29 protein-coding genes and 1 pseudogene are annotated in these 25,255 nt (G+C 71.2%); 16 read left to right on the top strand and 14 right to left on the bottom strand.

Features of this window, described 5'->3' with window-relative positions; translation table 11 throughout:
- The first annotated feature begins 101 nt into the window (after window positions 1–101).
- From ectB to thpD, 3 genes are read left to right on the top strand one after another with little or no spacing between them, the layout of a single operon-like run.
- Entirely contained in the window at window positions 102–1,346 is a 1,245-nt protein-coding gene (gene ectB, locus OG928_RS39095) for a diaminobutyrate--2-oxoglutarate transaminase (protein ID WP_331766751.1), read from the top strand.
- Window positions 1,347–1,395: 49 nt separating this feature from the next.
- A complete protein-coding gene (locus OG928_RS39090) occupies window positions 1,396–1,794 on the top strand; it encodes an ectoine synthase (protein ID WP_331766750.1) in 399 nt (132 codons plus the stop codon).
- Window positions 1,791–2,681: an ectoine hydroxylase gene (gene thpD, locus OG928_RS39085; RefSeq protein WP_406291587.1), complete on the top strand. Its 891-nt coding sequence runs from the start codon at window positions 1,791–1,793 to the stop codon at window positions 2,679–2,681. Before OG928_RS39090 ends, thpD begins: the two co-directional genes overlap by 4 nt.
- A 137-nt stretch (window positions 2,682–2,818) precedes the next feature.
- Here the strand turns inward: thpD and OG928_RS39080 are convergent, their stop codons facing one another.
- From OG928_RS39080 to OG928_RS39040, 9 genes are all read right to left on the bottom strand, one after another.
- Window positions 2,819–3,379, bottom strand: a complete 561-nt coding sequence (locus tag OG928_RS39080; protein ID WP_331766749.1) for a septum formation family protein — start codon at window positions 3,377–3,379, stop codon at window positions 2,819–2,821.
- 173 nt (window positions 3,380–3,552) lie between these two features.
- Window positions 3,553–4,122 carry a S26 family signal peptidase gene (locus OG928_RS39075; protein ID WP_331766748.1) on the bottom strand — a complete coding sequence of 190 codons (570 nt, stop codon included), beginning with the start codon at window positions 4,120–4,122 and terminating at the stop codon, window positions 3,553–3,555.
- Entirely contained in the window at window positions 4,119–5,936 is a 1,818-nt protein-coding gene (locus OG928_RS39070; protein ID WP_331766747.1) for an ABC transporter ATP-binding protein, read from the bottom strand. The genes OG928_RS39075 and OG928_RS39070 overlap by 4 nt, the downstream gene beginning before the upstream one ends.
- Window positions 5,933–6,442: a TlpA disulfide reductase family protein gene (locus tag OG928_RS39065; protein ID WP_331766746.1), complete on the bottom strand. Its 510-nt coding sequence runs from the start codon at window positions 6,440–6,442 to the stop codon at window positions 5,933–5,935. Before OG928_RS39065 ends, OG928_RS39070 begins: the two co-directional genes overlap by 4 nt.
- A complete protein-coding gene (locus tag OG928_RS39060) occupies window positions 6,442–6,966 on the bottom strand; it encodes a MauE/DoxX family redox-associated membrane protein (protein ID WP_331766745.1) in 525 nt (174 codons plus the stop codon). The genes OG928_RS39065 and OG928_RS39060 overlap by 1 nt, the downstream gene beginning before the upstream one ends.
- Window positions 6,967–7,805: 839 nt before the next feature.
- Entirely contained in the window at window positions 7,806–8,534 is a 729-nt protein-coding gene (locus OG928_RS39055; RefSeq protein ID WP_331766744.1) for a class F sortase, read from the bottom strand.
- Between the two features lie 3 nt (window positions 8,535–8,537).
- A complete protein-coding gene (locus OG928_RS39050; RefSeq protein ID WP_331766743.1) occupies window positions 8,538–9,011 on the bottom strand; it encodes a hypothetical protein in 474 nt (157 codons plus the stop codon).
- A gap of 159 nt (window positions 9,012–9,170) precedes the next feature.
- Entirely contained in the window at window positions 9,171–10,925 is a 1,755-nt protein-coding gene (locus OG928_RS39045; protein WP_331766742.1) for a SpoIIE family protein phosphatase, read from the bottom strand.
- A gap of 101 nt (window positions 10,926–11,026) precedes the next feature.
- Window positions 11,027–12,046: an acyltransferase domain-containing protein gene (locus OG928_RS39040; RefSeq protein WP_331766741.1), complete on the bottom strand. Its 1,020-nt coding sequence runs from the start codon at window positions 12,044–12,046 to the stop codon at window positions 11,027–11,029.
- 453 nt (window positions 12,047–12,499) lie between these two features.
- On the opposite strand from OG928_RS39040, the gene OG928_RS39035 reads away from it, so the two are divergent.
- Both OG928_RS39035 and OG928_RS39030 read left to right on the top strand, forming a co-directional pair.
- Window positions 12,500–12,778: a hypothetical protein gene (locus OG928_RS39035; protein ID WP_331766740.1), complete on the top strand. Its 279-nt coding sequence runs from the start codon at window positions 12,500–12,502 to the stop codon at window positions 12,776–12,778.
- A 269-nt stretch (window positions 12,779–13,047) separates the two neighbouring features.
- Complete coding sequence (locus OG928_RS39030) at window positions 13,048–13,956, top strand: Gfo/Idh/MocA family oxidoreductase (RefSeq protein WP_331766739.1); 909 nt, start codon at window positions 13,048–13,050, stop codon at window positions 13,954–13,956.
- Window positions 13,957–14,355: 399 nt separating this feature from the next.
- Here the strand turns inward: OG928_RS39030 and OG928_RS39025 are convergent, their stop codons facing one another.
- The gene (locus tag OG928_RS39025; RefSeq protein ID WP_331766738.1) at window positions 14,356–14,793 is read right to left on the bottom strand and encodes an ester cyclase; all 438 of its coding nucleotides are present in this window, start codon (window positions 14,791–14,793) and stop codon (window positions 14,356–14,358) included.
- A 70-nt stretch (window positions 14,794–14,863) separates the two neighbouring features.
- On the opposite strand from OG928_RS39025, the gene OG928_RS39020 reads away from it, so the two are divergent.
- Complete coding sequence (locus OG928_RS39020) at window positions 14,864–15,787, top strand: LysR family transcriptional regulator (RefSeq protein ID WP_331766737.1); 924 nt, start codon at window positions 14,864–14,866, stop codon at window positions 15,785–15,787.
- Window positions 15,788–15,907: 120 nt separating this feature from the next.
- On the opposite strand, the gene OG928_RS39015 is transcribed toward OG928_RS39020, so the two are convergent.
- From OG928_RS39015 to OG928_RS39005, 3 genes are all read right to left on the bottom strand, one after another.
- Window positions 15,908–16,180, bottom strand: coding sequence for a hypothetical protein (locus tag OG928_RS39015; RefSeq protein WP_331766736.1), 273 nt, complete (start codon window positions 16,178–16,180; stop codon window positions 15,908–15,910).
- Window positions 16,181–16,687: 507 nt separating this feature from the next.
- On the bottom strand, window positions 16,688–17,107 hold the full coding sequence (locus tag OG928_RS39010; RefSeq protein ID WP_331766735.1) for an ankyrin repeat domain-containing protein: 420 nt from the start codon (window positions 17,105–17,107) through the stop codon (window positions 16,688–16,690).
- Between the two features lie 179 nt (window positions 17,108–17,286).
- Window positions 17,287–17,754 (bottom strand): hemerythrin domain-containing protein, encoded by a 468-nt coding sequence (locus OG928_RS39005; RefSeq protein ID WP_331766734.1) that lies wholly within the window; start codon window positions 17,752–17,754, stop codon window positions 17,287–17,289.
- Between the two features lie 322 nt (window positions 17,755–18,076).
- Here OG928_RS39005 and OG928_RS39000 point away from each other — a divergent pair, with 322 nt between their 5' ends.
- Both OG928_RS39000 and OG928_RS38995 read left to right on the top strand, forming a co-directional pair.
- Window positions 18,077–18,964, top strand: coding sequence for a SecDF P1 head subdomain-containing protein (locus tag OG928_RS39000; RefSeq protein ID WP_331766733.1), 888 nt, complete (start codon window positions 18,077–18,079; stop codon window positions 18,962–18,964).
- Between the two features lie 77 nt (window positions 18,965–19,041).
- A complete protein-coding gene (locus tag OG928_RS38995) occupies window positions 19,042–19,419 on the top strand; it encodes a hypothetical protein (protein WP_331766732.1) in 378 nt (125 codons plus the stop codon).
- Here OG928_RS38995 and OG928_RS38990 read toward each other — a convergent pair.
- Window positions 19,370–19,945, bottom strand: a complete 576-nt coding sequence (locus OG928_RS38990) for a MarR family transcriptional regulator (protein WP_331766731.1) — start codon at window positions 19,943–19,945, stop codon at window positions 19,370–19,372. The two genes, OG928_RS38995 and OG928_RS38990, sit on opposite strands and share 50 nt — an antisense overlap.
- A 139-nt stretch (window positions 19,946–20,084) precedes the next feature.
- On the opposite strand from OG928_RS38990, the gene pip reads away from it, so the two are divergent.
- The 8 genes and pseudogenes from pip to OG928_RS38950 all read left to right on the top strand — a co-directional run bounded on the left by pip (window position 20,085) and on the right by OG928_RS38950 (window position 25,247).
- A complete protein-coding gene (gene pip, locus OG928_RS38985; protein WP_331766730.1) occupies window positions 20,085–21,059 on the top strand; it encodes a prolyl aminopeptidase in 975 nt (324 codons plus the stop codon).
- 41 nt (window positions 21,060–21,100) lie between these two features.
- A complete protein-coding gene (locus tag OG928_RS38980; RefSeq protein WP_331766729.1) occupies window positions 21,101–21,589 on the top strand; it encodes a GNAT family N-acetyltransferase in 489 nt (162 codons plus the stop codon).
- Between the two features lie 473 nt (window positions 21,590–22,062).
- Window positions 22,063–22,440 carry an NAD(P)-binding domain-containing protein gene (locus OG928_RS38975; RefSeq protein WP_406291586.1) on the top strand — a complete coding sequence of 126 codons (378 nt, stop codon included), beginning with the start codon at window positions 22,063–22,065 and terminating at the stop codon, window positions 22,438–22,440.
- Window positions 22,398–22,490: pseudogene (locus tag OG928_RS38970) on the top strand (NAD(P)-dependent oxidoreductase); the annotation flags it as partial. The gene OG928_RS38975 and the pseudogene OG928_RS38970, both read left to right, overlap by 43 nt.
- 252 nt (window positions 22,491–22,742) lie before the next feature.
- Window positions 22,743–23,144 carry a VOC family protein gene (locus tag OG928_RS38965; protein WP_331768269.1) on the top strand — a complete coding sequence of 134 codons (402 nt, stop codon included), beginning with the start codon at window positions 22,743–22,745 and terminating at the stop codon, window positions 23,142–23,144.
- A 251-nt stretch (window positions 23,145–23,395) separates the two neighbouring features.
- Entirely contained in the window at window positions 23,396–23,890 is a 495-nt protein-coding gene (locus OG928_RS38960; RefSeq protein WP_331766727.1) for a hypothetical protein, read from the top strand.
- A gap of 156 nt (window positions 23,891–24,046) precedes the next feature.
- On the top strand, window positions 24,047–24,607 hold the full coding sequence (locus tag OG928_RS38955) for a GNAT family N-acetyltransferase (RefSeq protein ID WP_331766726.1): 561 nt from the start codon (window positions 24,047–24,049) through the stop codon (window positions 24,605–24,607).
- Between the two features lie 61 nt (window positions 24,608–24,668).
- On the top strand, window positions 24,669–25,247 hold the full coding sequence (locus tag OG928_RS38950) for a DUF3093 family protein (RefSeq protein ID WP_331766725.1): 579 nt from the start codon (window positions 24,669–24,671) through the stop codon (window positions 25,245–25,247).
- Window positions 25,248–25,255: the final 8 nt, after the last annotated feature.

Below are 25,255 nucleotides of genomic sequence, written 5' to 3'. Positions count from 1 at the left end.
AGGAGCGACACGATGCCGGGCCCGTCCCGTCCCGTGTCGGCACCGTGGCCTGCCCGTTCTCGGACGCCCGGTGATCCTCGACCGACGACCTCTGGAGAAACGTGACTGTTTTCGAAACCCTCGAGTCCGAGGTCCGCAGCTACTGCCGGAGTTGGCCGACCGTGTTCACCCACGCGCGCGGCAGCCGGATGCACGACGAACAGGGCCGCAGCTACCTCGACTTCTTCGCCGGGGCCGGTGCACTGAACTACGGGCACAACAACCCGCTGCTCAAGCGCGCGCTCCTGGACTACCTGGAGAGTGACGGCGTCACGCACAGCCTGGACATGGCCACCGCGGCCAAGCGGGCCTTCCTGGAGCGCTTCGACGAGGTCGTGCTCAAACCGCGCGGCCTCGACTACAAGGTGCAGTTCCCCGGCCCCACCGGCGCCAACACGGTCGAGTCGGCCCTCAAACTGGCCCGCAAGGTGACCGGCCGCGAGGCGGTGATCGGGTTCACCAACGCCTTCCACGGCATGACGCTCGGCGCGCTCGCGGTGACCGGCAACGCGATGAAGCGCGCCGGCGCCGGCATCCCGCTGGTGCACGCCACGCCGATGCCCTACGACAACTACTTCGACGGGCGGATGCCCGACTTCATGTGGCTGGAACGCCTGCTCACCGACAACGGCAGCGGCCTGAACCTGCCCGCCGCGGTGATCGTGGAGACCGTACAGGGCGAGGGCGGCGTCAACGTCGCGCGCTTCGAGTGGCTGCGTGACCTGGCCGACCTGTGCCGCCGGCACGACATCCTGCTGATCGTCGACGACGTGCAGATGGGCTGCGGACGCACCGGGCCGTTCTTCAGCTTCGAGCCCGCCGGCATCACCCCGGACATCGTCTGCCTGTCCAAGTCCATCGGTGGCTATGGCATGCCGATGGCGCTGACCCTGTTCCGGCGCGACCTGGACGTGTGGGAGCCGGGCGAGCACAACGGCACCTTCCGCGGCCACAACCCCGCGTTCGTTACCGCGACCGCGGCGCTCGACCTGTGGGCCGACGGCTCGCTGGAGAAACAGACCATGCTCAAGGGCGAACTGATCGAGCGTCACCTCGGCGACATCGTCGCCGAGCACACCGCGCTCGGCGCGTCCCAGCGCGGTCGCGGCCTGATCCGCGGCCTGACCTTCGAGGACCCCGCGCTCGCCGAGGCGGTGTGCGCGCGGGCATTCGACGCCGGGCTGCTCGTGGAGACCTCCGGGCCCGAGTCCGAGGTGGTCAAGCTGATGCCCGCGCTGACCACCACCGATGCCGAACTCGACGAAGGCATGACCATCCTCGCCGCGTCGGTACGCGCCGCCGCCTGAACCGCCGCCGGCAACGACGACCAACGACCACCACCGGAAGGACCACACGATGATCGTGCGCTCGATCGACGAACTCGACGGCACCGACCGCGACGTCGTCGCGGACACCTGGCGCAGCCGCCGGATCGTCCTGGCGAAGGAGGGCGTCGGCTTCTCCCTCCACGAGACGGTGATGTACGCGGGGACCGAGACCTCGATGTGGTACGCCAACCACATCGAGGCGGTCTTCTGCACCTCGGGCGAGGGCGAACTCACCGACGACGAGACCGGGAAGACGTACCTGATCACGCCCGGCACGACCTACCTGCTCGACGGCAACGAGCGGCACACGATGCGGCCCAGGACGGACATCCGCATGGTGTGCGTGTTCAACCCGCCCTGCACCGGTCGGGAGACCCACGACGAGAACGGGGTCTATCCGCTGCTGCGCGAGGAGGCGAGCGCGTGACCGCCGCCACGACCCCGCTGTTCGACCCGTACCCCACCCGCGTGGTCGATCACGCGACCCACGTCGACCGCCGTGAACCCGTCGTGTGGCCGGGCCCGGCGGGCGGCCCGCTGCCCGAGGCCGACCTCGCGAGGTACGACCGGGACGGCTTCGTCACCGTCGACCAGCTCATCGAGCCGGACGAAGTGACGTTGCTGCGAGCCGAGTTGGACCGGCTGTGCGCGGATCCGCGGGTGCGCGCCGACGAGCGCACGATCGGCGAGCCGGATTCGGACGCGGTCCGGTCGATCTTCGAGATCCACCGGATCAGCGACCTGATGGCCGAACTGGTGGCCGATCCGCGGCTGGTGGGTCGGGCCCGACAGATCCTGGGCTCGGACGTGTACATCCACCAGAGCCGCGCCAACCTCAAGCCCGGCTTCAACGGGTCCGGGTTCTACTGGCACTCCGACTTCGAGACCTGGCACGCCGAGGACGGCATGCCCGCGATGCGCGCGGTCAGCGTCTCGATCGCACTGACGGACAACCACGTGCACAACGGGGCGCTGATGATCATGCCGGGCTCACACCGCACGTTCGTGGCGTGTCCGGGCGAGACGCCCGACGGGCACTACCGCACGTCGCTGCGGCGGCAGGAGATCGGCACGCCGGATCCGGCCACGCTGACCGGGTTCGCCGAACGGCACGGCATCTCGGTGGTCACCGGCGCGGCCGGTTCGGCGACCCTGTTCGACAGCAACTGCATGCATGGATCGGCGGACAACATCACGCCGTTCCCGCGGGCGAATCTGTTCGTGGTCTACAACAGCGTGGAGAACGCGCTGGGTGAGCCGTACGCGGCGCGGGGTCGACGGCCCGGATTCGTGGCCGCGCGAGAAGTGGGATAAAGGGAAGAAAAGCGTTCAGGCCCCCGCAGAGAGGTGCGGGGGCCTGAACGGCGTTCGGTGCATCACGTTCGTGCAACATGCGCTTCGTCGGACCCGCCGGGGGTCGGGGGCGCGAGCACGGCGTCGTGTGCGGAGGACTACTTGATGACCGTGGTGAGAGGCTTCTCGTCCTGGCGCTCGATGATGCACGCGGCTCCGTGCTCACCGGCGTTCCACGCGTCCATGTCCAGCGGGTACGTGTAGGAGAAGCTGAGCTGCGGGGACGCGGGCTGCCGCTTGATGATGGGGCTGAGGTACCCCTCGCACAGGTCGCCGACCTTGTCCGCGTAACCGGGCGTGTCCGGGGTCACGGTCGAAGGCAGGTCGAACGTCTTGCCGACCTGGCCGTCGTGCGGCTTGGTGCAGGAGACCTCATCGGTCTTGGTTCCGGTCATGTTGATGCACTGGCCGACCTTGTACTTGAAGGCGTCGATGACGTCCGCCGAGGCGCTGGCGCTGCCGGTGGGCTTCTTGGTGCCGCCGGGCTTGTCCGAGGGGGACGCGGACTTCGCCGGGGATGATGCGGTCGAAGAGACGGAAGGCGCCTTGGCGCCCTTGTCGTCCTTGTCGTCGCCGAGGCAGCCGGACAGCAGGGCGGTGGCGGCGATGACTCCGGCCACGGCCGGCGCGATGGCACGCAGGCGGTGGGACGTGGGCATGTGGGACACAACCTTTCGATGGAGGACGCCCAAGATCCTGTCGTGTTCCCTCACCCGGATGTTGAGGGAAACGGTGCTTGATTTTTGTGAAAGCGTCAGGTTCGGCGTTCCGCGCCGTTCACCTTCGCGTGCCCGGGCTGCCGCCGGTGTCCCACGTGCTGCCCATCCTCGTACTACGGGGCCTTTCGCACCAGCCTTTCGCCCGAGGAAGACGTGGTGTCGCGGGTCGGGACGATCCGGCGGACGGCGACGCCCACCAACTGGTGTCCGTGCACGAACCCGTACGCGCGCGAGTCCCAGCTGGCGCCCGGGTTGTCGCCCAGGACGACCAGCGCGCCCGGGGGGACCACGTGCTCGGGGACCGCGCGCAGGGCGGGGAAGCGCTCCCGCGGCACCCGGTCGCCGGCGACGGCCACGGCGCGTTTGATCATCAGCCGGCCGGTCGGCGCCGGGGCCAGATCGAGGCGTTCGGGAATCGTGGCCAGCGCGTCGGGGGTCAGTTCGGCCAGCTCCGGCGGCAGTCCGTCGAACAGGGGTGGGTTCGGAACGCGGACGACCACGATCTGGCCGGCGCGGGCCCGGGCGGCGCGGCGCACGAGCAGGCGGTCGCCCCGATGCAGGGTGGGTTCCATGCTCGGTCCGTCCACGGTGGCCACCAGGTAGCGCCGGTGCGTCCCCCACAGCGCCAGGGCGCCGACGCCGGTCGCGAACACCCCGGCGAGTACGGCTCGTTGGCCTCTCATGATGCCTCCTGGTAGCCGGCGGCCTGGAGCCGGAACAGGCCGGCGTAGTGGCCGTCGCGGGCGATCAGGGCCTCGTGCGGGCCCTGTTCGGTGATGCGGCCGCCTTCGAGCACGACGATCAGGTCGGCGTCGCGCACCGCGCCCAGGCGATGCGAGATGAGCAGGCTGGTGCGGCCCTCGCGGTGCTCGCGCATCCGGGTGTGGATTTCGTGCTCGGCCTGCGGATCCAGGCCGGAGCTGGGTTCGTCCAGGATCATCAGCTCGCGGCCGGCGCGGACGAACGCCCGGGCCAGGGCCAGGCGTTGCCACTGCCCGCCGGAGAGCACCACACCGGTGTCCGGGTCCTCCTTGTCGGCCTCGTCGAAGAACATCCGGGTCAGCAGCGTGTCGTAGCCGCGCGGCAGGCCGGCCAGCTTGTCGTGGATGCCCGCCCGTTCGGCGGCGGCCTCGATGCGTTGCGGGTCGTCCAGGCTGCCCGGGTCGCCGAGGGCGATGTTCTCGGCGGCGGTCATGTCGTAGTGCATGTGGTCCTGGAACACCGCGCTGATCCGGGCGCGCAGCTCGGCGGGCGCGATGTCGCGCAGATCGACGCCGTCCCAGGTGATCCGGCCCCTGGTCGGGTCGTACATCCGGCACAGCAGCTTGACCAGGGTGCTCTTGCCGGCGCCGTTGAGTCCGACGAGGGCGACGGCCCGACCGTGCGGGATGGTCAGATCGACGCCGCCGAGCACCCAGGGGTGGTCGTCGCTGTAGCGGAACCACACGTCGTGCAACTCGATGCCCACGCGCGGCCCGGTCGGTGCCGGACTCTCGGTCGCGGAGGGCAGATCGGGCTCGGCGCGGGCGACCGCGACGTAGTGGGTCAGACCCAGGAGCTGTCCGTGCGCGGCGGCGATCGAGGACACCAAGGTGTCCAGCGCCGCCTGGATCCCGCCGACCGCCGCCACGAACATCGCCACGTCCCCGACGCTGAGCGTGCCGTGCCGGGCCGCGGTGATCGCCCACCACAGGCCGCCGCCCGCCACCGCGGCGCCGATCGCGCCCAGGACCCCCTGGGTCGCGAGCTCACGCAGATCCATGCGGCGTTCGGCCTCGTTGGCGCGGCGCCGTTCGCCCATCATCCGGCCGCGGAGGAACGGCCCGATCCCGAACAGCCGGATCTCGGTGGCCGCCTGAACACCCGTCAGCAACCGGCTGTAGAAGAACTCGCGGCGATGGACCTGCTCGTTGTCCCACACCATCGTCGCCCGGAGCCTGGACAGCCGCAGCTCGGCGACCAGCACCGGGATCGCCGCGAGCAGCACGAGCGCGGTCATCGTGGGGCTCAGGATCAACAGCGAGCCGATGAAACCGACCAGGGTCAGCGTGCCCTGGAGGGTGCCGCCGGTGCCGTCGACCAGCACGCGGAAGTGCGCGGTGCTCTCCTGGGCGAGCCGCAGTCGGTCGAGGAAGGCCGGGTCCTCGAACCGCCGCAGCCCCACCTGTCGTTCGGCGGCTGCGAACAGGCGATCGGTGCCGACGACGCCCGTCATCCGACCGATCTGGGCGTTGAGGTAGCGACCGAGTCCCGGCAGCAGGGCCGCGACCAGTCCGGTCACGGCGAGCGCGACGGCCAGGCCGCCGATCGCGCCCTGATCGCCGGCCAACCGGTCGATGACCAGCTTGGTCAGCCAGGCGATCGTGATCGGCACGCCGGCGGCGCCCAGGGTGACGGCCAGCGATCCGGCGGTGTGGGCGGGCGCCGCCCGGACCGTGAGCGAGGCCGCGGTCCGGGCGGCGGCGAGCAGGTCGCGCGCGGGTATCCGCCGGCTCATGCGTGCGTTTCGCTGGGCAGATCCCCCATGCGATTGCCGCCGGCCACCACCCGGCCCGCGTCGTCGAGCAGGTACACGGCCGGGGTCCAGGAATTGTGGAACGCCGCCTGAACCGCGCCGTCGAAGTCCTCCAGGACCACGCGGGCCACCGGCGAGAGCAGGGCGACCAGTTCGGCGTCGTCGCCGGCGACCACGGCCAGGACGCCGTCGCGGTCGAGGGTGCTCGCCCGCTCCACGAACCGCGGCGCGAGCGTGTGGCACGGCGCGCAGCCCGCCGAGAAGAAGCCGACCAGGCCGCGCACGTCGGTGTCGGACACCTGCTTGCCCGCGGTGGTGGTCGCGGTGAACACGTCCGCCCGCATGCCGGGTCGCAGCTCCGGCTCCATGCCGCGGGCCTGCGGCGCGGCCGGTTGTTCACGCAGGCGCCGCATGACGCCGAAGGTGAGCAGCAGGTTCAACGCGCCCACGAGCCCGACGAGCACGACGGCGGCGACAAGAAAAGGCATCAGGCATTCCTCGCGAACAGATCGACGATGTCGTCCAGGGAGATGATCAAAAGTGCCGAGACCAGGCCCGCGACGCCGACGACGGCGCTGCCGGCGAGCGGGGGAAGGACGTCGCCGGAATCGCCGAGTCCGGCCGCCAGGGTGCCCGCGACGGCGGCGACCAACAGCACGCCGTTGCGGACCAGGTGGCGGGGGCCCAATGGGGCGTCGGACGCGCCGAAGCAGCGGCACGAGGAGCGCCGGCCACGCCGCAGCGCCGCGGCGATCGCGACGGTGAACGCGGCGAGCAGCACCCCGGCGAGCCCGAACCCGAGGCCGCGCAGCGGCGGGATCGCGACCAGCACGGGCACCGCCGTCTCGGCGGCGACCACGGCGAGGGCGACCGGTCGCGCCGACCCGGCGAGCATGGGCACCAGGCGCGGCACCGAGTCCACGAAGCCGTCGAGGTCGCGGAACTTGGAGACCGCCGACGCGGCGAATACGAGGCCGATGAGACAGGCACAGCCCACATATACATAACTCACGGCGAGCCCCTTTTTGGCGCACGGAAACGGCGGACGGCGAAATCGTCGCCGTCCGCCGTCGAATGGAGCAGGATCGTTCAACACACATCCGGTGTCACTCGCGCACGGAATTCGCCGAATAGGTGGCAGCGAATATGCGTGCGGTACTACGCCCGGAAGCAGTTGTCGATGCGATCCGCAGGACGGTGGCCTTGTGGGTCACCCGTCCGGCTTTGACGGCGTTATTTCCCGCTGCGTGATATTGCGCGGAGGAATTCTGACCGACGACCGCGACGGACGGAGCCGAGGCCCCGCCCGCCGACGGCTCACACGGCCCGGGTCAGCAAGTGCCGACTCGCACGGTTTGGCAACCCTCGTCCAGACAGCACTGACGGAGGTACTTCACGTGGTTCTGGCAGTAGTAGTAGTTGCTGCAGCCGGCTTCGACCGTGGCCTTTTGGGTCACCAGTGCGAGCAGGCGATCGGCGAGACGCATCATGACGTCCCCTCTCCCGGCCGTGTGGGCCGTTTCGATTGGTGATTGGATTATTGCCAGGCGCGGAATTTATTCGCAAGACCCCGATCGCCAACAATCCAAGTTGATCAAGAAAAGGGCGCGGATTATCCGAGGGCGACGTGTTGTCCGGAGTCGACACGACTCGTCGAAGCTGACAAATCAGCTGGATGCGGCATTTCGTGGTTACCGCTTCAACTCGTGACAACGCCCGGTAAAGGCCGGCAGGCACGAAAAAAACGCGAACGGGTCGGGTGCCGGCCGACGGGACGGCTCGGCACCCGACCCGGGAGCGCGGGATCGGCCGACAGTGGGGCGAGGCGGGCAGCTCGACGGCGCGTCGACGTCAGGGGGCGAGATGGGCGAACGCGACGACGTTGCCGGAGTAGTGGCTCTTCTTGGAGTAGCTGCCGCCGCAGGTGATCAACCGCAGTTCGGGGCGCTCCGCGTCGGCGAACACCCGGGCCACGGGGAAGTCGTCCTTGTCGAACGCCTCGACCCCGTCGACCACGAAGCTCGCGACGCTGCCGTCCGCGCGGTCGATCTCGATCCGCTCGCCGGGCGACAGCGCGCCGAGCGGGTAGAAGACGGCCGGGCCGTCGGCAGTGTCCACATGGCCCACGATCGAGGCGGTCCCTCGCTGGCCGGGCGTGACCCCGCCCCGATACCAACCGGCGAGGTTGCGCTCGCCCTCGGCGGGCACCTCGATGCCGCCGCCCTCGGTCAGGCCGACCTGGATGAGCGGGGCCGAGATCGCCAACGACGGAACGCGGATCCTGGTCGGGGTGGACGCGCGCATCGGGGCGGTGGACGGCGCGGCGGCGGGTGTCGAGCCGGCGGGTCCGGTCTCGGGCACGGGCGGCACGGGCGGCACGATCGGCGCGATCGGCACGGCCGCGCCGCGCGGCGGGCTCGGCGGGGGACGCACGCCGGAGTAGGCCGCGTACACCAGGACCATTCCGCAGACCGCCGGGACCGCGATGGCCGCCGCCCAGGAGAGGCGGCGGCCACGGCCGCGGTGCGGCCGATCCGCGGCACCGGAGGGCTCCGCGGGTTCGGGTTCTGGTTCGGTCATCGGTCAGGCGTTGTTCGAGGCCCGACGGCGGATCGCCACGACGCCGGTTCCGACCGCGCCGACCAGGAGCACGCTGCCCGCCGCGAGCAGCGCCACGTCGGCGCCCTGCGTGCCGCCGAGGCCGGCGGTGGACGCCGTGCTCGGCGTGTCGCCCATCACGTGCAGGCTGCCGACCAGTTCCTGGCCCTCGCCGCAGGTGACCGTGACCGCGTAGTCGCCGGTCGCCACGCCCTCCCCGATGATGGCCGAACCCTTGACCTCGTCACCCTCACGGGTGAGCGTGACGGTCGCGGCGAACGCGTCCGAGGACGCGGTCGCCGTATTCGCGGTGCAGTGCTTGTCGTCCGACAACAGCACGGTGTCGCCTGGGCGGCCGGACTCGGCGACCATCGGTGCCGCGGCGAACGCCGCTCCTGCCGAGCCGAACACGGTGACGCCGACGATGGTGCCGACAACTGCGAGACGGGCACAGCGCATTTCGTCCTCCAAGTGGACACGCGGAACCGAACCCGAGAGACCGGGATCACTGGAAGTTCCGTACAAGGAACGTAAAAAGGTCACTCGGGCGTCGCCACTGGTGTCGGCCGAACGGTGGAGCGGGCCGGTCACAGGAGTGGAGCCGGTCCCCGTGCGGGTTTACGGCCCGCCGACCACCCGTCGCGCCACGACCACCGCGACGTCGTCCTCCATCGGCGCCACCACCAGCCGGGCCACCAGCGTGTCGACCAGGCTCTCCAGCGGCGCGTCGGGCGCGAGCCGCACATCCACCAATCGGCGCAGCGACACGTCGATGTCCTCGTCGCGGCGCTCGACCAGGCCGTCGGTGTACAGCACCAGCACCGTGCCGGGGACGTTCGACCGCCGCAGCGACTCGTAGCCCCCGCACCCGGCGCCCAGCGGGGGACCGGTGGGCAGATCGAGCAGGCTGCTCTCGCCGCTCGGCGACACCAGCAGCGGCGGCAGATGCCCGGCGTTCGCGTACGTGGACGTGTTCGTCAGCGGATCCACCAGCACGAGCAGGCAGGTCGCGACCCGGTCCAGGCCCGCCTCCTCGCCCATCCGGTCGGCGGATCGCAGGATCTCCTCGGGGGACAGTTCGCCGGCCGCCAACACCCGCAGCAGCGCCCGATAGTGGCTCATGTCCACCGCCGCCTGGATGCCGTGCCCCATCACGTCACCGACCGCGAGCAGCGTGCGGCCGTGCGGGAGGGCGATCGCGTCGAACCAGTCCCCACCGACCTCCGCGCTGCGCCCGGCGGGCAGATAGCGGGTGGCCAGCTCGACGTCGGGGTGCGGGGCCTTGGGCCGGGACAGCAGCGCGCGCTGCAACGCGAGCGCGACGCCGTGCTCGCGCGAGAACCGGCGCGCGTTGTCGACGCACGTGGCCGCGCGGTACGCGAGGTCGCGGGCCATCTCGACGTCGTCCTCGGTGAACGGCGGCGAGTCGCCGGCGCGGACCAGGCTCAGCGTCCCGATCGTCTCGCCGCGGGCGATCAGCGGCACGAACAGCGCGGAGTGCATCGTCGCCGCGCGGTACACGGCCACCCGGGACGCGTCCGGCGCGGTGGCCCGCAGCGCCTCGTCGGTGGGCTGGTTGTCGACCACCGTGCAGCCGGTTTGCACGACCCGCGCCACGTCCGCGCCCGGCTGGTAGTCGATGTGTTCGCCGGCCCGGCCCAGGATGCCGCCCAGGTAGCGCAGTTCGGGGATCGCGGTCCACGCCGCCCGGCGCAGCCGCACGGTGCCCGGCGCGGGCCGGGACCGGCCGTTCTCCTGGTCCGAGTCGGCCGGTTCCAGGAGCTCGACGCCGACCACGTCCGCGAGCACCGGCACGAGCAGCTCGACGAGCTCGCGGCAGGTGATGTCGGTGTCGAGGGTCGTGCCGATCTCCAGCGCGGCGCGGTCCAGTAGCGCGAGTCGGCGATGCGCCTGGTCGAGCGCGAGCTGGGTGCGCCGGGACTCGGTGGTCTCCATGAGGATCCCGACCACGCCGAAGACGCCGTTCTCGTCGTCGAGCCGGTGGTAGGCGGCGCTCCACCACCGGCTCTGCGAGGAGCCGTCGACCGTGGTCACGCCGGTGACCGAGGCCTCGCGCGCGACGCCGTCGGCGAGCACCGCGCGCAGCACGTCCTCGGGCACCTCCAGTCCGGGGAACGCCTCGGCCGGGGACCGGCCGATGTGCTCGGTCCCCGGGCGACCGTCGATCCGGGCCATCGCCGGGTTGACGTACAGGTGTCGCAGGTCCGGGCCCAGGATGACGATCGGGGCCGACGTCTCCTCCAGGACCCGGTGGAACAGCCGCAGGCGCGCCGACACCGACAACCGCGAGTCGGCGCCGAGCAGTCCGCCCACGTCGAACTCCGGGTCCGATGGTCCGACGTCCTGGTGCAAGCCGCTGCCTCCTCGCCGTCGTCCCGGACCGGATCGACCCGGGACATCCCCCGCGCTTCGCCGCGCCCGCCGACTTTCGTGGCGGAGCGGAACGGGTGCCGTCAGCCGGTGGGCACGCCCGGGGGGTCCGTGAGCGTGGCCAGGTCGACGTCGAGCAGGCCGCACGCGCGCAGCGCGCCCGCGACGCGCGCGAGGCCGGCGCCGGCCGCGACCGGTACGGCGGTGCGCACCCGTGGGTCGGCGGCACGCGCGAACGCGCCGAGCACGTCGCGGGCGCCGGTCTCCACGAAGACCTCGATGCCGCGTTCGCGCAGCGTCGTCACCGCGTTGCGGTAGCGGACCGGGTGCCGCAGCTGGCCCACCACGCCGTCGCGCAGTTCGCGCTCGTCGGCGTAGTCGCGGCCCAGCAGCGGCGAGAGCACCGGGTAGCGCGGCGCCTGGAAGGCGATCTCGGTGCCGAGGCGGCGCCACTCGGTGGCCGCCGGTTCGCGCAACCTGTTGTGAAACAGGGTACGCACCCCCAGCGGCATCGAAGGTACCGATTTGCGATCGGCCAGGGCCGCGAAGGTGGCGAGGGATTCGTCCGGGCCGGAGACCACCGAGTGGTCGGTCGCGTTGTCGCACGCCAGGTCCAGGCCCGGGAGCTGCGCACCGCACATAAGTTCGAGCGTGCGGCCGGGGGCCAGCCGCAATGTCAACAGACCGCCCGGATCGTTGGTGTGGATCGTGCACGCCGCCGCGCGGGCGAGGTACAGGCGCGCGCCGTCGCCGGCCGTGTACACCCCGGCCGCGGCCAACGCCGCCATCTCGCCCAGGCTGTGCCCGAGCAGCACGTCGGGGCGGATCCCGAAGTCCTGTTCGAGCAGTCGGAACGCCGCCAGCGCGCCCGCGTAGATCGCGAGGTGCAGGGAGAGCTCGTGCCGGTCCATCAGTTCCCGGTCGTCCGGCGCCTTCGGGTCCACCAGCAGGCGGGACGGCGGCAGGGTGGCCCGATCGCCGACGGCGTCGTCGACCTCGGCCAGAGTGTCCCGAACGGCGGGACGATCCCGGAGGCGGCGCAGCGATCCCGGCACGTAAGAACCTACGCCGGGCATGATCACCGCAGTGCGTGGCACGCTCACGGAGTCTCTCCCTTGGCTCTCGGCGCCCCGAACGGATCGACACGTCGAGGGCCGCGGCGTGCGTGCCGCGCGACCTCGCGTACCGTCCCCGCTCATGGCGGCAACCCGGCCCGCGCGGGTCCTGCGCGTGTCGGGGGCGGATCGGGTCGGGGCGCGGCCCCGGTTACAGGAGAATCGAGCCGGCCGGGGCCCGCAACCGCGTTCGGGTCACGCTCGGTCACGGATTTGGCCGCGCCCGCCCCCGGGCGCTTGCCGACCGGGAGGGCAACTCTCGTCTCGCCGACCGTTCATGACGTTGCGTCAGGCACTCGGACGGGCGCCTCCCGGCGGGTGGCGGCGATCGGGTCGGTGTATTCCATTCGGGTGGGGGCCGGCGTTCAAACCCGATCGCCGGATCAGGTGGCCGGCGGCGCGGACCCGTCGCCTCCGCTCGGCGCGATCGTTGGACGGGGTGTGATCAAACCCAGCCGCGTCCTCGCCGCCGGAATCGTCTCGGCCGCCGCGCTCGTCCTGCCCGCCCACGGCGCCGGCGCTGCCGACGAACCGAACACCGGCGTCACCGTCGTCGTCTCCGGTGACGACCACTACGTGGCGGCCGACAGCGTCGTCGTCCGCCGGAACCCGACCGAGCACTCGGCCGTGGTCGAGATCGCCCGGCACGGCGACGTGCCGACCGTGCACCACACCCGCATCGCCGACGTCGACTCCGGCCGCCACGGCGCCCGCTGGTGACTGGAGACGACCAACCGCCGCACCGGCGCACCCGGCTACGTCCGACGCGAACACCTGCTCGTCGAACCTGGCCACGACGCGCCGGCCGACCTGCGCGATCGGCACGGAACCGACGACATTCTCCAAGATCCCGCAAACCCGCGCGAACGGAACGAACCGCGCCGGAGCCGACCCGGCGGGTCCGAACCGCCCCGAACGGGTGTGCCTATGCTGACCTGGCCGTGAACCGGACGTGTGGCCCGGCGGCACCAGGTGTGAGGAGTGGGCCCATGAAGGTCGGCGTCATCGGGTTGGGCGACATCGCGGAAAAGGGCTACCTGCCCGTGGTCACGACCCTGCCGGGCCTCGAACTTCGGCTGCACACGCGCACACCCGCCACGCTGCGCCGGGTCGCGGACGTGTACCGGATCCCCGCCGAGCACTGTCACACCGACCTGGACGGACTGCTCGCCGAGGGCCTGGACGCGGCCTTCGTGCACGCGGCGACCGCGGTACACCCCGAGATCGCGAGCCGGCTGATCGAGGCGGGCGTGCCCACCTTCGTCGACAAGCCGATCGCGTACAGCCTGGCCGACAGCACACGCGTGGTGGAACTCGCCCGGGCGCGCGGCGTCGGCCTGATGGTCGGCTTCAACCGCCGGCACGTACCCGCGTACGTCGAGTGCCTCGACCTGCCGCGCGACCTGATCACCATCCGCCGCAACCGCGTCGACACCGCGCGCGAATTGCGCACCGTCGCGTTCGACGACCTGATCCACGTGGTCGACACGCTGCGCTTCCTGGCCCCCGGCGAGATCGAGCACGTCGACATCCGGGCCCGGGTCGAGGACGGGATCGCCCAGCACTTCGTGCTGCACCTGTCCGGCGCCGACTTCAGCGCGATCGGCACGCTCAATCTCCGCAGCGGATCGAACGAGGAGATCCTGGAGGTCTCCGGCCGCGACAGCACACGCGAGGTGCACAACCTCGCCGACGTAGTCGACCACCACCAGGGCCGCCCGACCACCCACCGCCGCGGCGACTGGACCCCGATCGCCCGCCAACGCGGCATCGAACAACTCGTCCACTCCTTCCTGGACACGGTCCACACCGGCACCTTCCCCGACCTCGACGACGTCCTGCGCACCCACGAACTGTGCGAACGCGTGGTAACGGAAGCCGAGAAGCAGGCAGTCTGACCCATCGCCGACCCGACGCTTGCGGGCCCCTCGGCCGAGACCCGACGCTTGCGGGCCCCTCGGCCGAAGATCGAGCCAATCCGGCCCGTCCGGCGTTTGAGGACAACTCGGCCGAAGGCCGGCCCGAACCAGCCCGGCCGGCTTCAGCGACGCCGATCGCGGCCGACTCACGGATCTGCTCGCCCGCCTGGTGCACGACAACAAGGTGCCCGCGGTCTTCATGGAGGCGGACGAAGGAACCCCCGCCGCGCCCGGGCGCTGACCACGCGCCGGCGCTGCCGCGCGCGGCGGGGGATGCTCGTTGGGTGTGCGCGTTCCGTGTGCGCGTTGCGTGTGCTCGTGGGTGTGGGTCGGGTGGCCGTCGAAGGCGGACCGGGGCGGGCGGCGTTCGCCGTGGGATCAGAACATCGTGTTGTCGTTCGCGGAGGTCTCGGGGATCGGCTGGATCACGTCCCAGTGCTCGACGATCCGGCCGTCCCGGATTCGGACGATGTCCACGAGCGCGGTGCCCCGGTCGTCGGGCGACGTGCGCATCAGGCTGTGCAGGACCACGAGATCGTCCTCGGCGAGCACGCGCATGAAGTCCATGCTCAGCTCCGGGAACTCGGTGCCGAACTCGGTGACGAACCGGATGAACGCCTCCGATCCGTCCGGCGCCTGCGGATTGTGCTGGATGTAGGTCGAGCCGACGTACTTCGCGACCGCCTCGACCGGCAGTTTGTCGTTGAAGGCGAGGTCGAAGAAGCCCTGCGCGATCTGCTTGTTGCGGTGGATCCGGTCGATCCGGTCGCTCTGGTCGCTCTGGCTGCTCTGTTCGTTCTGCGCGATGTCGCTCATGGGACCAGTGGAACAGCCGGAGCGCGAGGCACGGAAACACCCGTTCGGACTCGTGTCATACCCTGCGGGTATGGCCGATGTCGACCTTCGCGACCTGCGCTACTTCCGAGCCGTGGCCGAGGAACTCAACTTCTCGCGCGCCGCGGAGCGGCTCGGGATGACCCAGCCGCCACTGTCCCGCGCGATCACCCTCCTGGAGCGACGTCTGGGCGCCCGCCTGCTCGAACGCACCAGCCACCACGTCGCGTTGACGCCGGCGGGCGAGGTCCTGTTCGCGGAGTCGCGGACCGTTCTGGACGCGCTCGACGGCGCGGTTCGGCGCACCCGCCTGGCGGCGTCGGGGATCCCCACCCTGACCGTCACGGCCAAGCCGTGCGTGGCGACGGACCTGCTGCGCCGGATCGTGGCGGCGTACGGCGTGTTGCCGGGCGCCCCGGCGGTCGAGATCGTGGTCAGCGGCTATGGCGAACAGTCGGCCATGGTGCGCGACGGCCGTGCGGATGTGGCCCTGCTGGGCTCACCGTACGACCGCCGAGGGCTCGACATCGAGCCGCTTGTCGAGGAACCGCGCGTGGCGGCGCTTCCTGCGGGGCACGCGCTCGCCGGTCGAAGTGTGTTGACCTGTCGCGACTTCGCCGGGCTGGCGATGCCCCGGTGGCCGGCGGCGGACGCGGCCGAGGGCGACTATTGGGCCGGGCGCGACCGGGAACCGGCCCGGGCCGGCGAGGCTGCTTCGGGGCCGGTGGTGCACGACAACGCGCAACTCTTGGAGTCGGTGGCGCTGGGGCAGGCCGTCGCACTGGTGCCGACGTCGCTCGCCGAGCGCAACTCCCGGGCGGATATCGCCTTTCGGCCGGTGTCGGACGCGAGTCCGTACACGATCGCCGTCGCCTGGCGGGAGGGTGCGCGCAGTCCGTGGATCGCGCGCATGGTCGAGGTCTCCGTCAAGGTGGCCTTCGAGATCGCCGGCGAGGACGCCGCCGGGCACGCGTGAGGCGTGGGCCGGTGGGCCGCGGGTGTGTGTCCGGTCCGCCGTGTGGCGTCCGCCGTGTTCGGTCCGCGGTGTCCGGTCACCGCTCCGCCGAGCGGTGACCGGACACGGCGGGAGGCGGTGTTACTGGACCCAGAGGGCCCAGCCGCGCGTGGGATCGAGCACGCAGTAATAACTCGAGTAGCCGTGGCGCAGGTAGATGTCGCCGCCGCCCTTGCACTGCTGCTGGCTCGAGTACCAGCCCTTGAACTCGTACCCCGAGGCCGAAGAGGCCGAGGCGGTCGTGGTGGTCGACGGTGCGGCGACGGCGGACGTCGCCCCCGCGGCGACACCCGTCAGGCCGAGAATTACCGCCGCGCCTGCCGTGGCTGCGAAGCGGATGGCTTTCGTGGTCATGCGTGCTCCTTCGGATCGACGAATCGTTCCTGGTCCTTCAGGCGGCCGAGCACCGCAATATTCACAGAGATCCACTCTTGATTCAATAGTCCAATGATTGGAATTGAGGACGCCGGCAAAGCATTCTTCGACAGCTATTTAATTGCATCGCGGATAATTGCTGCCGGCGTCTGCCGATCCTGCGCCGCTATCCGCGCTCGAACCGTCGGGGCTGCGTCGCAGCTCGCCCGGCATGTCTCGATCGATGTGAAATACCCTGCCCAACAAGGCAATTGGCTCACATCTCGTCGGTGCAGGACGACGCGGCGACCGCTCTGCCCGGACCCGCCGACCTCGAAACCTCGGACCGGGAAGCGAAATCTGCGCACAGCGGATCCGGCGGAAAGCAAACATCCGTGTCACCGAATACCAAGCAGGCATTCGACGGCATTTTGCCGGACGCGTCCCGCTCGTGAAACAACACATTCACGGCCATTGGGCGTTTGTGGGTAGTTCTTCAAGCCGGCATTAGATATTTTGCGCGCCCGCCGCCACGAGCACGGCGACGGTTTCCGGGTAGGGACCCCGGACGGCCCACTCGATCGGCGCGTAGCCGGTGCCGTGGTCCTCGCGGAGGTCGGGATCGGCGCCGTGCGCCAGCAGTTCGCGCACGGTCTCGGTGTGGCCCCAGCACGCCGCCGCGCACAACGGGGTCCCCTCGTAGCCGTGCCCGCTCTCGGTATCGGGCGCCGCGCCTGCCCGCAGCAGTACCCGGACCACATCCGCCGCCCCATGCACCGACGCCGCGTACAACGGCGTGGTCCCGTCCTGATTCGGCCGCTCGGGATCCGCCCCGGCCCGCAACGCCCGCGACGCCTCCACAAGCCGCCCCGACTGCGCCGCGGCCACCAACACCTTCGACAACCTCTTACGCTCACGACGATTCACGCCGCCGAGGGTATCCAGGCACCCACGACAAACGCTCGGCATTACCCGGTCGACCGAACCCCGCTCGGTGGCGGCCGTGTGGATTCTCGGCGGCCGGTTCCATGGCTCGAGCATAGGTGCCCGGGTCGGTAGGCCACATGCGGATTTCGACGCGGCGCCCGCGTGCTTTCGGTGTGGTGTCAGTGGCCCGTGTCCGCCGGGTCGATTCGGGGGGTGTGTGAGGTGTGGGCGGCGGTGAGTTTTGTGGAGGCGGCCACCCAGGCCGTGCGGTAGTTGTCGTCGATGTGGTCCCGGTCGTCCTGGGAGAGGTGGTCCAGGCCGGGGAGGATGTCGCGTTGTTCGTGGACGATGAGGCCGTCCATCGCCGACGCGGCGTCCTGGGCCTCGTCCTGGAAGCCCGAGCTGTTCGGTCCGAGCTGCTCGGCCGAGGTCAGGAAGCCCTCGATCCGGCGGGACTGCGCGATCGCGGCGTCGATGTTCGCGCCGCGCTGCGGATCCGCGGCGCGCACGGCCGGGTACAGTACGCGCTCCTTGGCCGCGATCGTCGCCCGGATCGCGTCGGCGGCCTCGCCGAAGAGCGCGGCCGTGCTCTGCGGAGTGGCCCGCCACCGGCGGATCAGGTCACGAAGGTTGCGGTTGTCCAACACGGCGGTCTCCTCGCACGTCGACACGGGCACGCGGTCGCTCGCGGCCGACCCGGCCGCGAGCGACACTCGTTGCCACTGCCCCTTTCGGGGCCGGATCATCCCTGGTCACGCCTGGGCGACCACGCAGAACGCGACCGCGCGCGGCAGGTCCGTCGTGGTGAGCACCGTGGATCCGATCCGAAGGGTCATGTGCGGCCTCTTCCCGTCCCGCCCGATTCGACCCGGCCATTCGCACATGATTCGGGCGGTCGGCCTCCGACGTCCGGCGTCTCGCGTCGGCAAGCCCACCCGGCGTGATCGCCGAGCCGGCATGGTGAGGCGGGTGATTCAGCTTTCGCGCATACGACCCGCCAACGCCCTCGCCGCCACAGCCGTCGCCGCCGTCCTGCTCGCGGCGGGCTGTTCGTCCGGCGACCCGATTGGCATCGAGGACGACAAGACCGCCGACACGAAGCTCGACGGCGACTTGGCCGACATCACGCTCACCCCGGAATCCCCGCTGAACGCCCAGCAGTTGGCCGCGACAGCGGATATCGTCCGCAAGCGCGCGACGGCGATCGAGCTGCCGGTGAAGACGGTCACGGTCGGCGACGGAACCCTCGTCGTGCGGGCCTCGCGCACGAAGTTCGGCGCCGACACCAAGCAGCGCGTCGCCGGCGCGGCTCGGCGCGGCCAGTTGACGCTGCGCCCGGTCACGAGCGCGACGCCCGTCGGGGTCCCGGCCGTGCCCGCGCCGCCCGGCAGTGCCCCTCCGTCCGACGGCTCGGCCGCGGCCGAGTGCGGCGGCCCGAACCAACCACGCGTCGACACGCCGACCGAGCCGCTGACCGCCTGCGACGTCAAGCGGCAGGAGAAGCTCGTCCTGGCCCCCGCCGTGATGACCGGTGCCGACGTCGACACCGCCACGGTCGCCAAGCCCGACGGGACCACCACAAGTTGGCAGATCAACCTCAAATGGACGGCACAGGGCCAGGACGCCTTCACCAAGCTTACGGCCCGCGCGTCCGGGGGCGAACTGCCCACCAATCGCGTGGCGATCGTGTCGGACGGCGTCGTTCTGACCGCGCCGTCGGTGATGTCGGTGATCCCCGGCAACGCTGTCATCACCGGCGAATACACCCAGGACGCCGCGCGTGAGCTCGCCGCGATCATCGACGCCGGCGCGCTCCCGACCGGGTTCACGGTGAGTGCGGTCGTGGACGTCCCCTGACGGCGGCCGAGGTCAGTCGCCCGAGTCGGCGCGGCTCGGCGACAGGCCGAGCAGCGCCGCCGGCGGAGTTCCGGAGTGTGCTGGAGACGGTCCGGGCCCGGGGTTACACGATCGAGCGCAGCACGCCGGCCACCGCGCGACTGCGGGACCTGCTCGGTGAGTTGGACTCGCTGTCCGAGCGCTCGCGGCCGACCGTCACCGCGCTGCTGCACGAGATCGCGGCCATCGAGTACCTCGACGAGGACCTGGTCGCGGGCCGTCGCTACCCGGTCGGGGTGATGTCCGCGCCCGCGTTCGGCCGCGACTCCGAGGCGGCGCTCAACATCAGCGTGTACGTGTGGGCGGATCTCGACCGCGCCGCGATTCGGCGGGTGGGGGACCGGTTGTCGGCCGCCGCGATCACGATCACCGAGGCCATCGGGGGGACGCTGCCCGCGGCGTTCCCGCGGCCGTGACGGGCGGGGATGGCGCCGCCTGCGCCGCCGCGTCGGTGATCCGTTGGCGCATCGGGCGGCGCTCCAGGGCGGCGAACGCCTCGTTGAGCAACCGGCTGAGCGGGTAGGGCAGTTCGGCTTCGAACTCGCGTGCCGCGGCGGTGGTGGCCGCCCATTCGGCGTCCAGGATCGGCAGCAGGCGTTCGGCCTTCGGGGTGGCCGCGACGATCCGCTGCCGCGCGTCCGCGCCCGGGGCGAGGGTGACCAGGTCGGCCTTCACCATGTGCGCCACGGTCTGACTCGCGGCGGAGTGGGTCACCCCGATCGCGGCGGCGAGGTCGCGGATGGGGCTCGGGCCGCGCGCGGCCAGTACGCGGATCACCGGGGTGTAGCGCGGCCGGAACCCCGGGAGGCCCAGGTCGGCGTATACCGCGGCGACGTCGGCGTCCAGCACGTCGAGCAGGTGCCGCAGGCGGGTTCCGAGTAGTTCGGGGCCGGGACTGGTACCGGGGCCGGGGCCGGAAGTCGCGGGGGTGGGGGAGGTCATGGGCGACAATGTAACAGCGCTGTTGTATTTTGGGCGGGCGGCAGCCCCACGCATCCCGGACCCGATCCCCGACCCGACCCCCGATCCGACCTGCGATCCCCGATCCCCGATCCCCGACCCCCGACCCGAAGGGCCATCTATGTCCGCGTCGTATCCGCCGATCGAGCCGTACGACCACGGGATGCTCGACGTGGGCGACGGCAACCACGTGTACTGGGAGACCTGCGGCAACCCGGCCGGCAAGGCCGCCCTCGTCGTGCACGGCGGGCCGGGTTCGGGATGTTCGACGCGGGCGCGGCAGTCCTTCGATCCGACGCGCTACCGGGCCGTCCTGTTCGACCAGCGCGGCTGCGGGCGCAGCACCCCGCATGCGAGCGATCCCACGACCGACATGCGGTACAACACCACCGACCACCTGATCGCGGACATCGAGCGGTTGCGTGAACACCTGGGCGTGGAGCGGTGGTTGCTGTTCGGCGGCTCGTGGGGATCCACCCTGATCCTCGCCTACGCGCAGCGGTATCCGCATCGCGTGTCGGAGATCGTCATCCCCGCCGTCACCACGACCCGGCGCTCCGAGATCGACTGGTTGTACCGCGGCGTCGGCCGCTTTCTGCCCGCCGAGTGGGAGCGATTTCGAGCCGGTGTCCCCGAGGCCGATCCCGCCGGCGGCGACCTGGTCGCGGCCTACGCGCGCCGGATGGCGGACCCGGACCCGGCGGTTCGGGAACGGGCCGCGGACCACTGGTGCGCGTGGGAGGACGCGGTGGTCGCGGGCGAACCGCACGGCGGCCCGAATCCGTACGGCGGCCGGCCCTCGGCGGCCCGCCTCGCCCTGGTTCGGATCGTCACGCACTACTTCGCACACGGCGCGTGGCTGGAAGAGGGCGTGTTGCTGCGCGACGCCGGCCGGCTCGCGGGCATCCCGGGCGTACTGATCCACGGCCGACTCGATCTCAGCTCTCCCTTGGACACCGCGTGGCAGCTCGCCCGCGCCTGGCCGGACGCCGAGTTGACGGTCATCGCCGACGCGGGCCACCTGGGCAGCGACGCGATGCGCGCCCGGATCCTGGCCGCGCTCGACGGGTTCGCCCGGACCCGCGTCGGCGGCTGAAAAGGGTTGTCGGCCCGGAGCCGGCCCGTCATCCTGTTCTGATGTTGCTCAGGGAAGCCACCACGGACGACTGGTCCGCCATCTGGCCGTTCTTCCACAAGATCGTCGCCGCAGGCGAGACCTTCACCTACCCGCTCGACCTGGCCGAGGACGACGCCCGCGACTGGTGGATCCTGCCCGCCCCGAGCCGCACGGTGGTCGCCGTCGACGACGCCGGCACGGTCCTGGGCACGGCGAAGATGAACCGCAACCACATGGGCAACGCCTCGCACATCGCGAGCGCCAGCTACATGGTCGACCCGGCGCATGCCGGCCGGGGCGTCGGGCGCGCGCTGTGCGAGTACACGATCGAGTGGGCCCGTACGGCGGGCTACCGCGCGATGCAGTTCAACGCGGTCGTCGAGACCAACGTGCACGCGGTGCGGCTGTACCGGGCCCTGGGCTTCGATGTCATCGGCACCCTTCCCGAGGGCTTCGCCCACCCGAAGCGGGGCTACGTCGGCCTGCACATCATGCACCGCGCGCTCTGAGCGATTCCCGCGACGTTCCGGCGCCTGCTCGAAGTCGCCCGTGAGCAGCGCGATCCGACCCAGGCCGGTCAGCCGGTCGGCGGCCTCGGTCCAAAAGCCCAACTCCTCGGCGGAGCGCCGCCCATCCGGGTGCAACCGGCGCGCGGCCGGATAGTCGCCGGTCACCCTCGCCAACGCCGCGCGCGGGTACGCGGTCTGCAACCGGCCCCACCCGTCGCCGAGTTGGTCGAACACGGCCCCGGCTGCGGTCGCCGTCCCCGCGCAGCGCCACCGCGTCGCCACGCACCTCGCCGGGGTTCGTAGTCGGCCCGGACGCCGCCGCCCGGCGAGTACACCCAACTCATCGGCGAGGTCACCGAGTTGGAGGCCAGGTTTTCCAAGCCCGTCCGGCGCTTGAGGACGCCCCGCTCCCGACGCCGGCCCGCCACCCGCCGGCGCACCGACAGAATCCCGCCGGCCCCTTCGGCACGGTGATGCCCAGCCGAAGGCCCCACCCCCGAAAGCCGTCCCAGCAAACCCGCCGACGCGCTCCGCGGCCGCGTGCTGGTCAACCTGACCTCGGGTACGCAGCAAACCGCCCGCGAGACGGCTGCGTGGGCGGACCGGATCGTTCGGCCGGCCTCGGCCGCATGGGCAGCTCCATCGCCGCCGTGTTCCTTGCGGCCGGATACCGCACGACGGTGTGGAACCGGCCCGCCGCAAAGGCCGAACCCCTGGTCGCACAGGGCGCGCTGCGCGCCGAGACCGCCGCCGGGGCGATCGCCGCGAGCCCACTGGCTACTTGGGCCCCGACGCCGGCCTCGCCGAGATCCAGGACCTGGCCCTGCTGGGCACCGGCTACGCGGCGCTGACCGGTTTCCTGCACGCCGCCGCACTGCTGGACGCGGTCGGCGTGGCACCGGAGAAATTCGCCCCGTCGGCCGCGTCGTGGTTGCGCGGGATGGCCGACTTCCTCGGAACTTGCGGCGGAGGTCGAGTCCGGCCGGTATGCGAACGGCGTCTCGACGGCCGCCATGAACCGCGTCGGCGGGGGTCGCGAGGGCGGTTGACAACCGGGGGATCGGCTGTCCATGCTCATCGTCGGCATCGAACGTCGGCACCGATCGGGTGCGGCGCACGAGGTGCCCGGGTGATGCCTTGGAGGCATTCCACCATGTCGGTTAAGTTGAATCACACCATTGTCCTGTCGCGTGACCGGCGGATCTCCGCCGAGTTCATGGCGGGCATCCTGGGGCTCGAAGTCGGTGAGCCCAGCGGTGTCTTCCTTCCCGTCTCGACCGCCAACGGCGTGACGTTGGACTTCGCGACCGTCGAGCCCGAGACGATCTCGGCGCAGCACTACGCGTTCCTGGTCTCCGAAGAGGAGTTCGACGCGATCTTCGCGCGACTGTCGGATGCCGGGGTCAGGCACTACGCCGACCCGGGACTGCGCGTGCCGGACGAGATCAACCGGCAAGACGGCGGCCGCGGCGCGTACTTCCTGGATCCGAGCGGCCATTACCTCGAGATCCTCACGCGACCGTACGGCAGCGGGGACCAGTACCCGCAGGCGTGATCCCGTCCGCCCGGCGCCGCCGCCCGCCGGTTCCGGGATCGGCCGGGAGCGCTCGCGGTATCCGCCCACCCGTTCGGCGTAGTCGTGAGGACGTACATCCCTGAGATCGGGTGCGTCGCCGGGAGTACTACCCCTAGGGCACACTCCTCCCAAAGCAGTAACACCACTACCTACACACGACGGATTCGCTGCCACTGGCGTGTCCCTAGATTTAAGGAGTCGAGAACGAGGACCTAGCCGAAGAAGGAAACATGAGCGCCGTAACCGAGCCGGGCACAGCAGCCGCCTTCACGCGCTTCGTCATCTTCGGCGGCGGCACCGGCCTCGCGTCGAGCGCCTCGCTCACGGCACTCTCCGGTCACCTGCCCATCGCGGTGGCCAACGCCGCGGTGACGGTGGTCTTCACGGTCCTCGCGACCGAACTGCACAGCCGCTTCACCTTCGGTGCTGGCCGGGCCCGGGGCAAGCTGCACGTACAGGCCGCCCTGTCGGCGCTGGTCTGCTACCTGTTCACCACCGGCGCGATGCTCGCGCTCTACGCGGTGCAGAGCGCGCCCGGGGTGCTCAAGGAGCAGGCGGTCTACCTGACGGCCTCCGGCCTCGCGGGCATAGCCCGCTTCGTGTTCCTGCGCCTGGTCGTTCGGCCGGCGGCGAGCCCGGTGACGGCGGTCACGATTCCCGCCGCTCGCACGGCCGTCGCCGGTCGCCCGGCGCTCACCCGCACGGCGCTCGTGGCAACGGCGTAAGGGTCGCCTACCCGGGGATACCCCGAGACCGTGTCAGGGTCACCGAAGCGCCCCGCGGGACCCGGCAGTCGGGGCCGAGACGGGACCTCGGCGCGGCGAGCGGGCGGCGGGTTAATCGAGTGCACGTCGCGTGTGCGGCGTGATACCCAACCGCTCATGGACGATCTTGTGACGGCACGACTGGTTCTGCATCCGATGAGCGTCTCCGAGGCGGAGCGCGTGGTGGCCGGCGAACCGGCCGAAGGCGAGCGCTGGGCGCCCGGATACCCCACCGCGGGGGACGTAGCCGGGAGCCGGCGATTCGTGCGTGCATGCGCGAGCACCGGCCACCCGCATCCGTTCGGCGCCTACGAGATCCGCCGCCGCGAGGACGGGTACGCGATAGGCGGCGTCGGTTTCCACGGGGCGCCGGACGAGACCGGGACCGTCACGATCGGGTACGGCCTGGTCGCGTCGGCCCAGGGCAAGGGCTACGCCACCGAGTCCCTCCGCGAACTGCTGCGCCTGGCCCGCGAGCTCGGCATCGCCCGCGTGATCGGCGATACGCACCACGACAACATCGCGTCCCAGCGGGTCATGACGGCGGCCGGTATGCGGCTGCTCGAAGAGGACGACGAACTCAAGCACTACGGCGTCAGCTGGCCGGAGCCGGAGCCGGAGCCGGAGCCGGAGCCGGGGCCGGGGCCGGGTGCGGATTCGTCGTCGTCGCCGAGCTGACCCACCCGCGGCCCGAACGCCGCTCGGCCCGGGCCGGGGCGGTCATGCGAGGATCGAGGCCATGTACCGCGAAAGATCACCGAAGACCTGGTCCCTGACCTGTATAGGCATCTACCTCGTCGGCGTCGTCTGGATGCGGATCGACACACCGGCCGAGGACACGGGCGTGTGGCTCGGGGTGTCGGCGCTGTTCCTGCTGCTCCTGCTGCCCTGTCTGGCCGTTCCGGTGTCGAAGTTCGTCTACCACCGCATCGAACTCACTCCGGAGACCTTGCGGGTCGGCCGCGAACGCATTCCGGTCGCCGCTCTGGACCCGGCGTCCGTACAGGCCGCCGCGCAGGGAGCCCCGCCGACGTTCGCCCAGCAGTTGGCCACCTCCGCCGGCACCGTCGACGCGCCGTTCCCCGGGCTGCGGGCCGCCGATTTCGGCGCACCGCGCCTCGTGGGCGGCGCCTGGGGCGTGCCGATGGGCATGGACACCGTCGTCATCCGAACCCGCGACAACCAAGCACTGACCATCGCCACCCGCGACCGCGCGGCCTTCCTGCACGCCCTCGTCGCGGCCACGAGCGCACCGCCGCACGGCGGCGGCTGGGGCCCCGGCCCGGGTGCGGGTGCGGGTTCGGGCTACGTGTCGTGAGGCAGGCC

The organism is Embleya sp. NBC_00896, from assembly GCF_045207785.1.
Classification (GTDB): domain Bacteria; phylum Actinomycetota; class Actinomycetes; order Streptomycetales; family Streptomycetaceae; genus Embleya.
The sequence above is the reverse complement of the archived record's forward strand: the minus strand, read 5'-3'. Positions and strand labels throughout refer to the sequence as shown.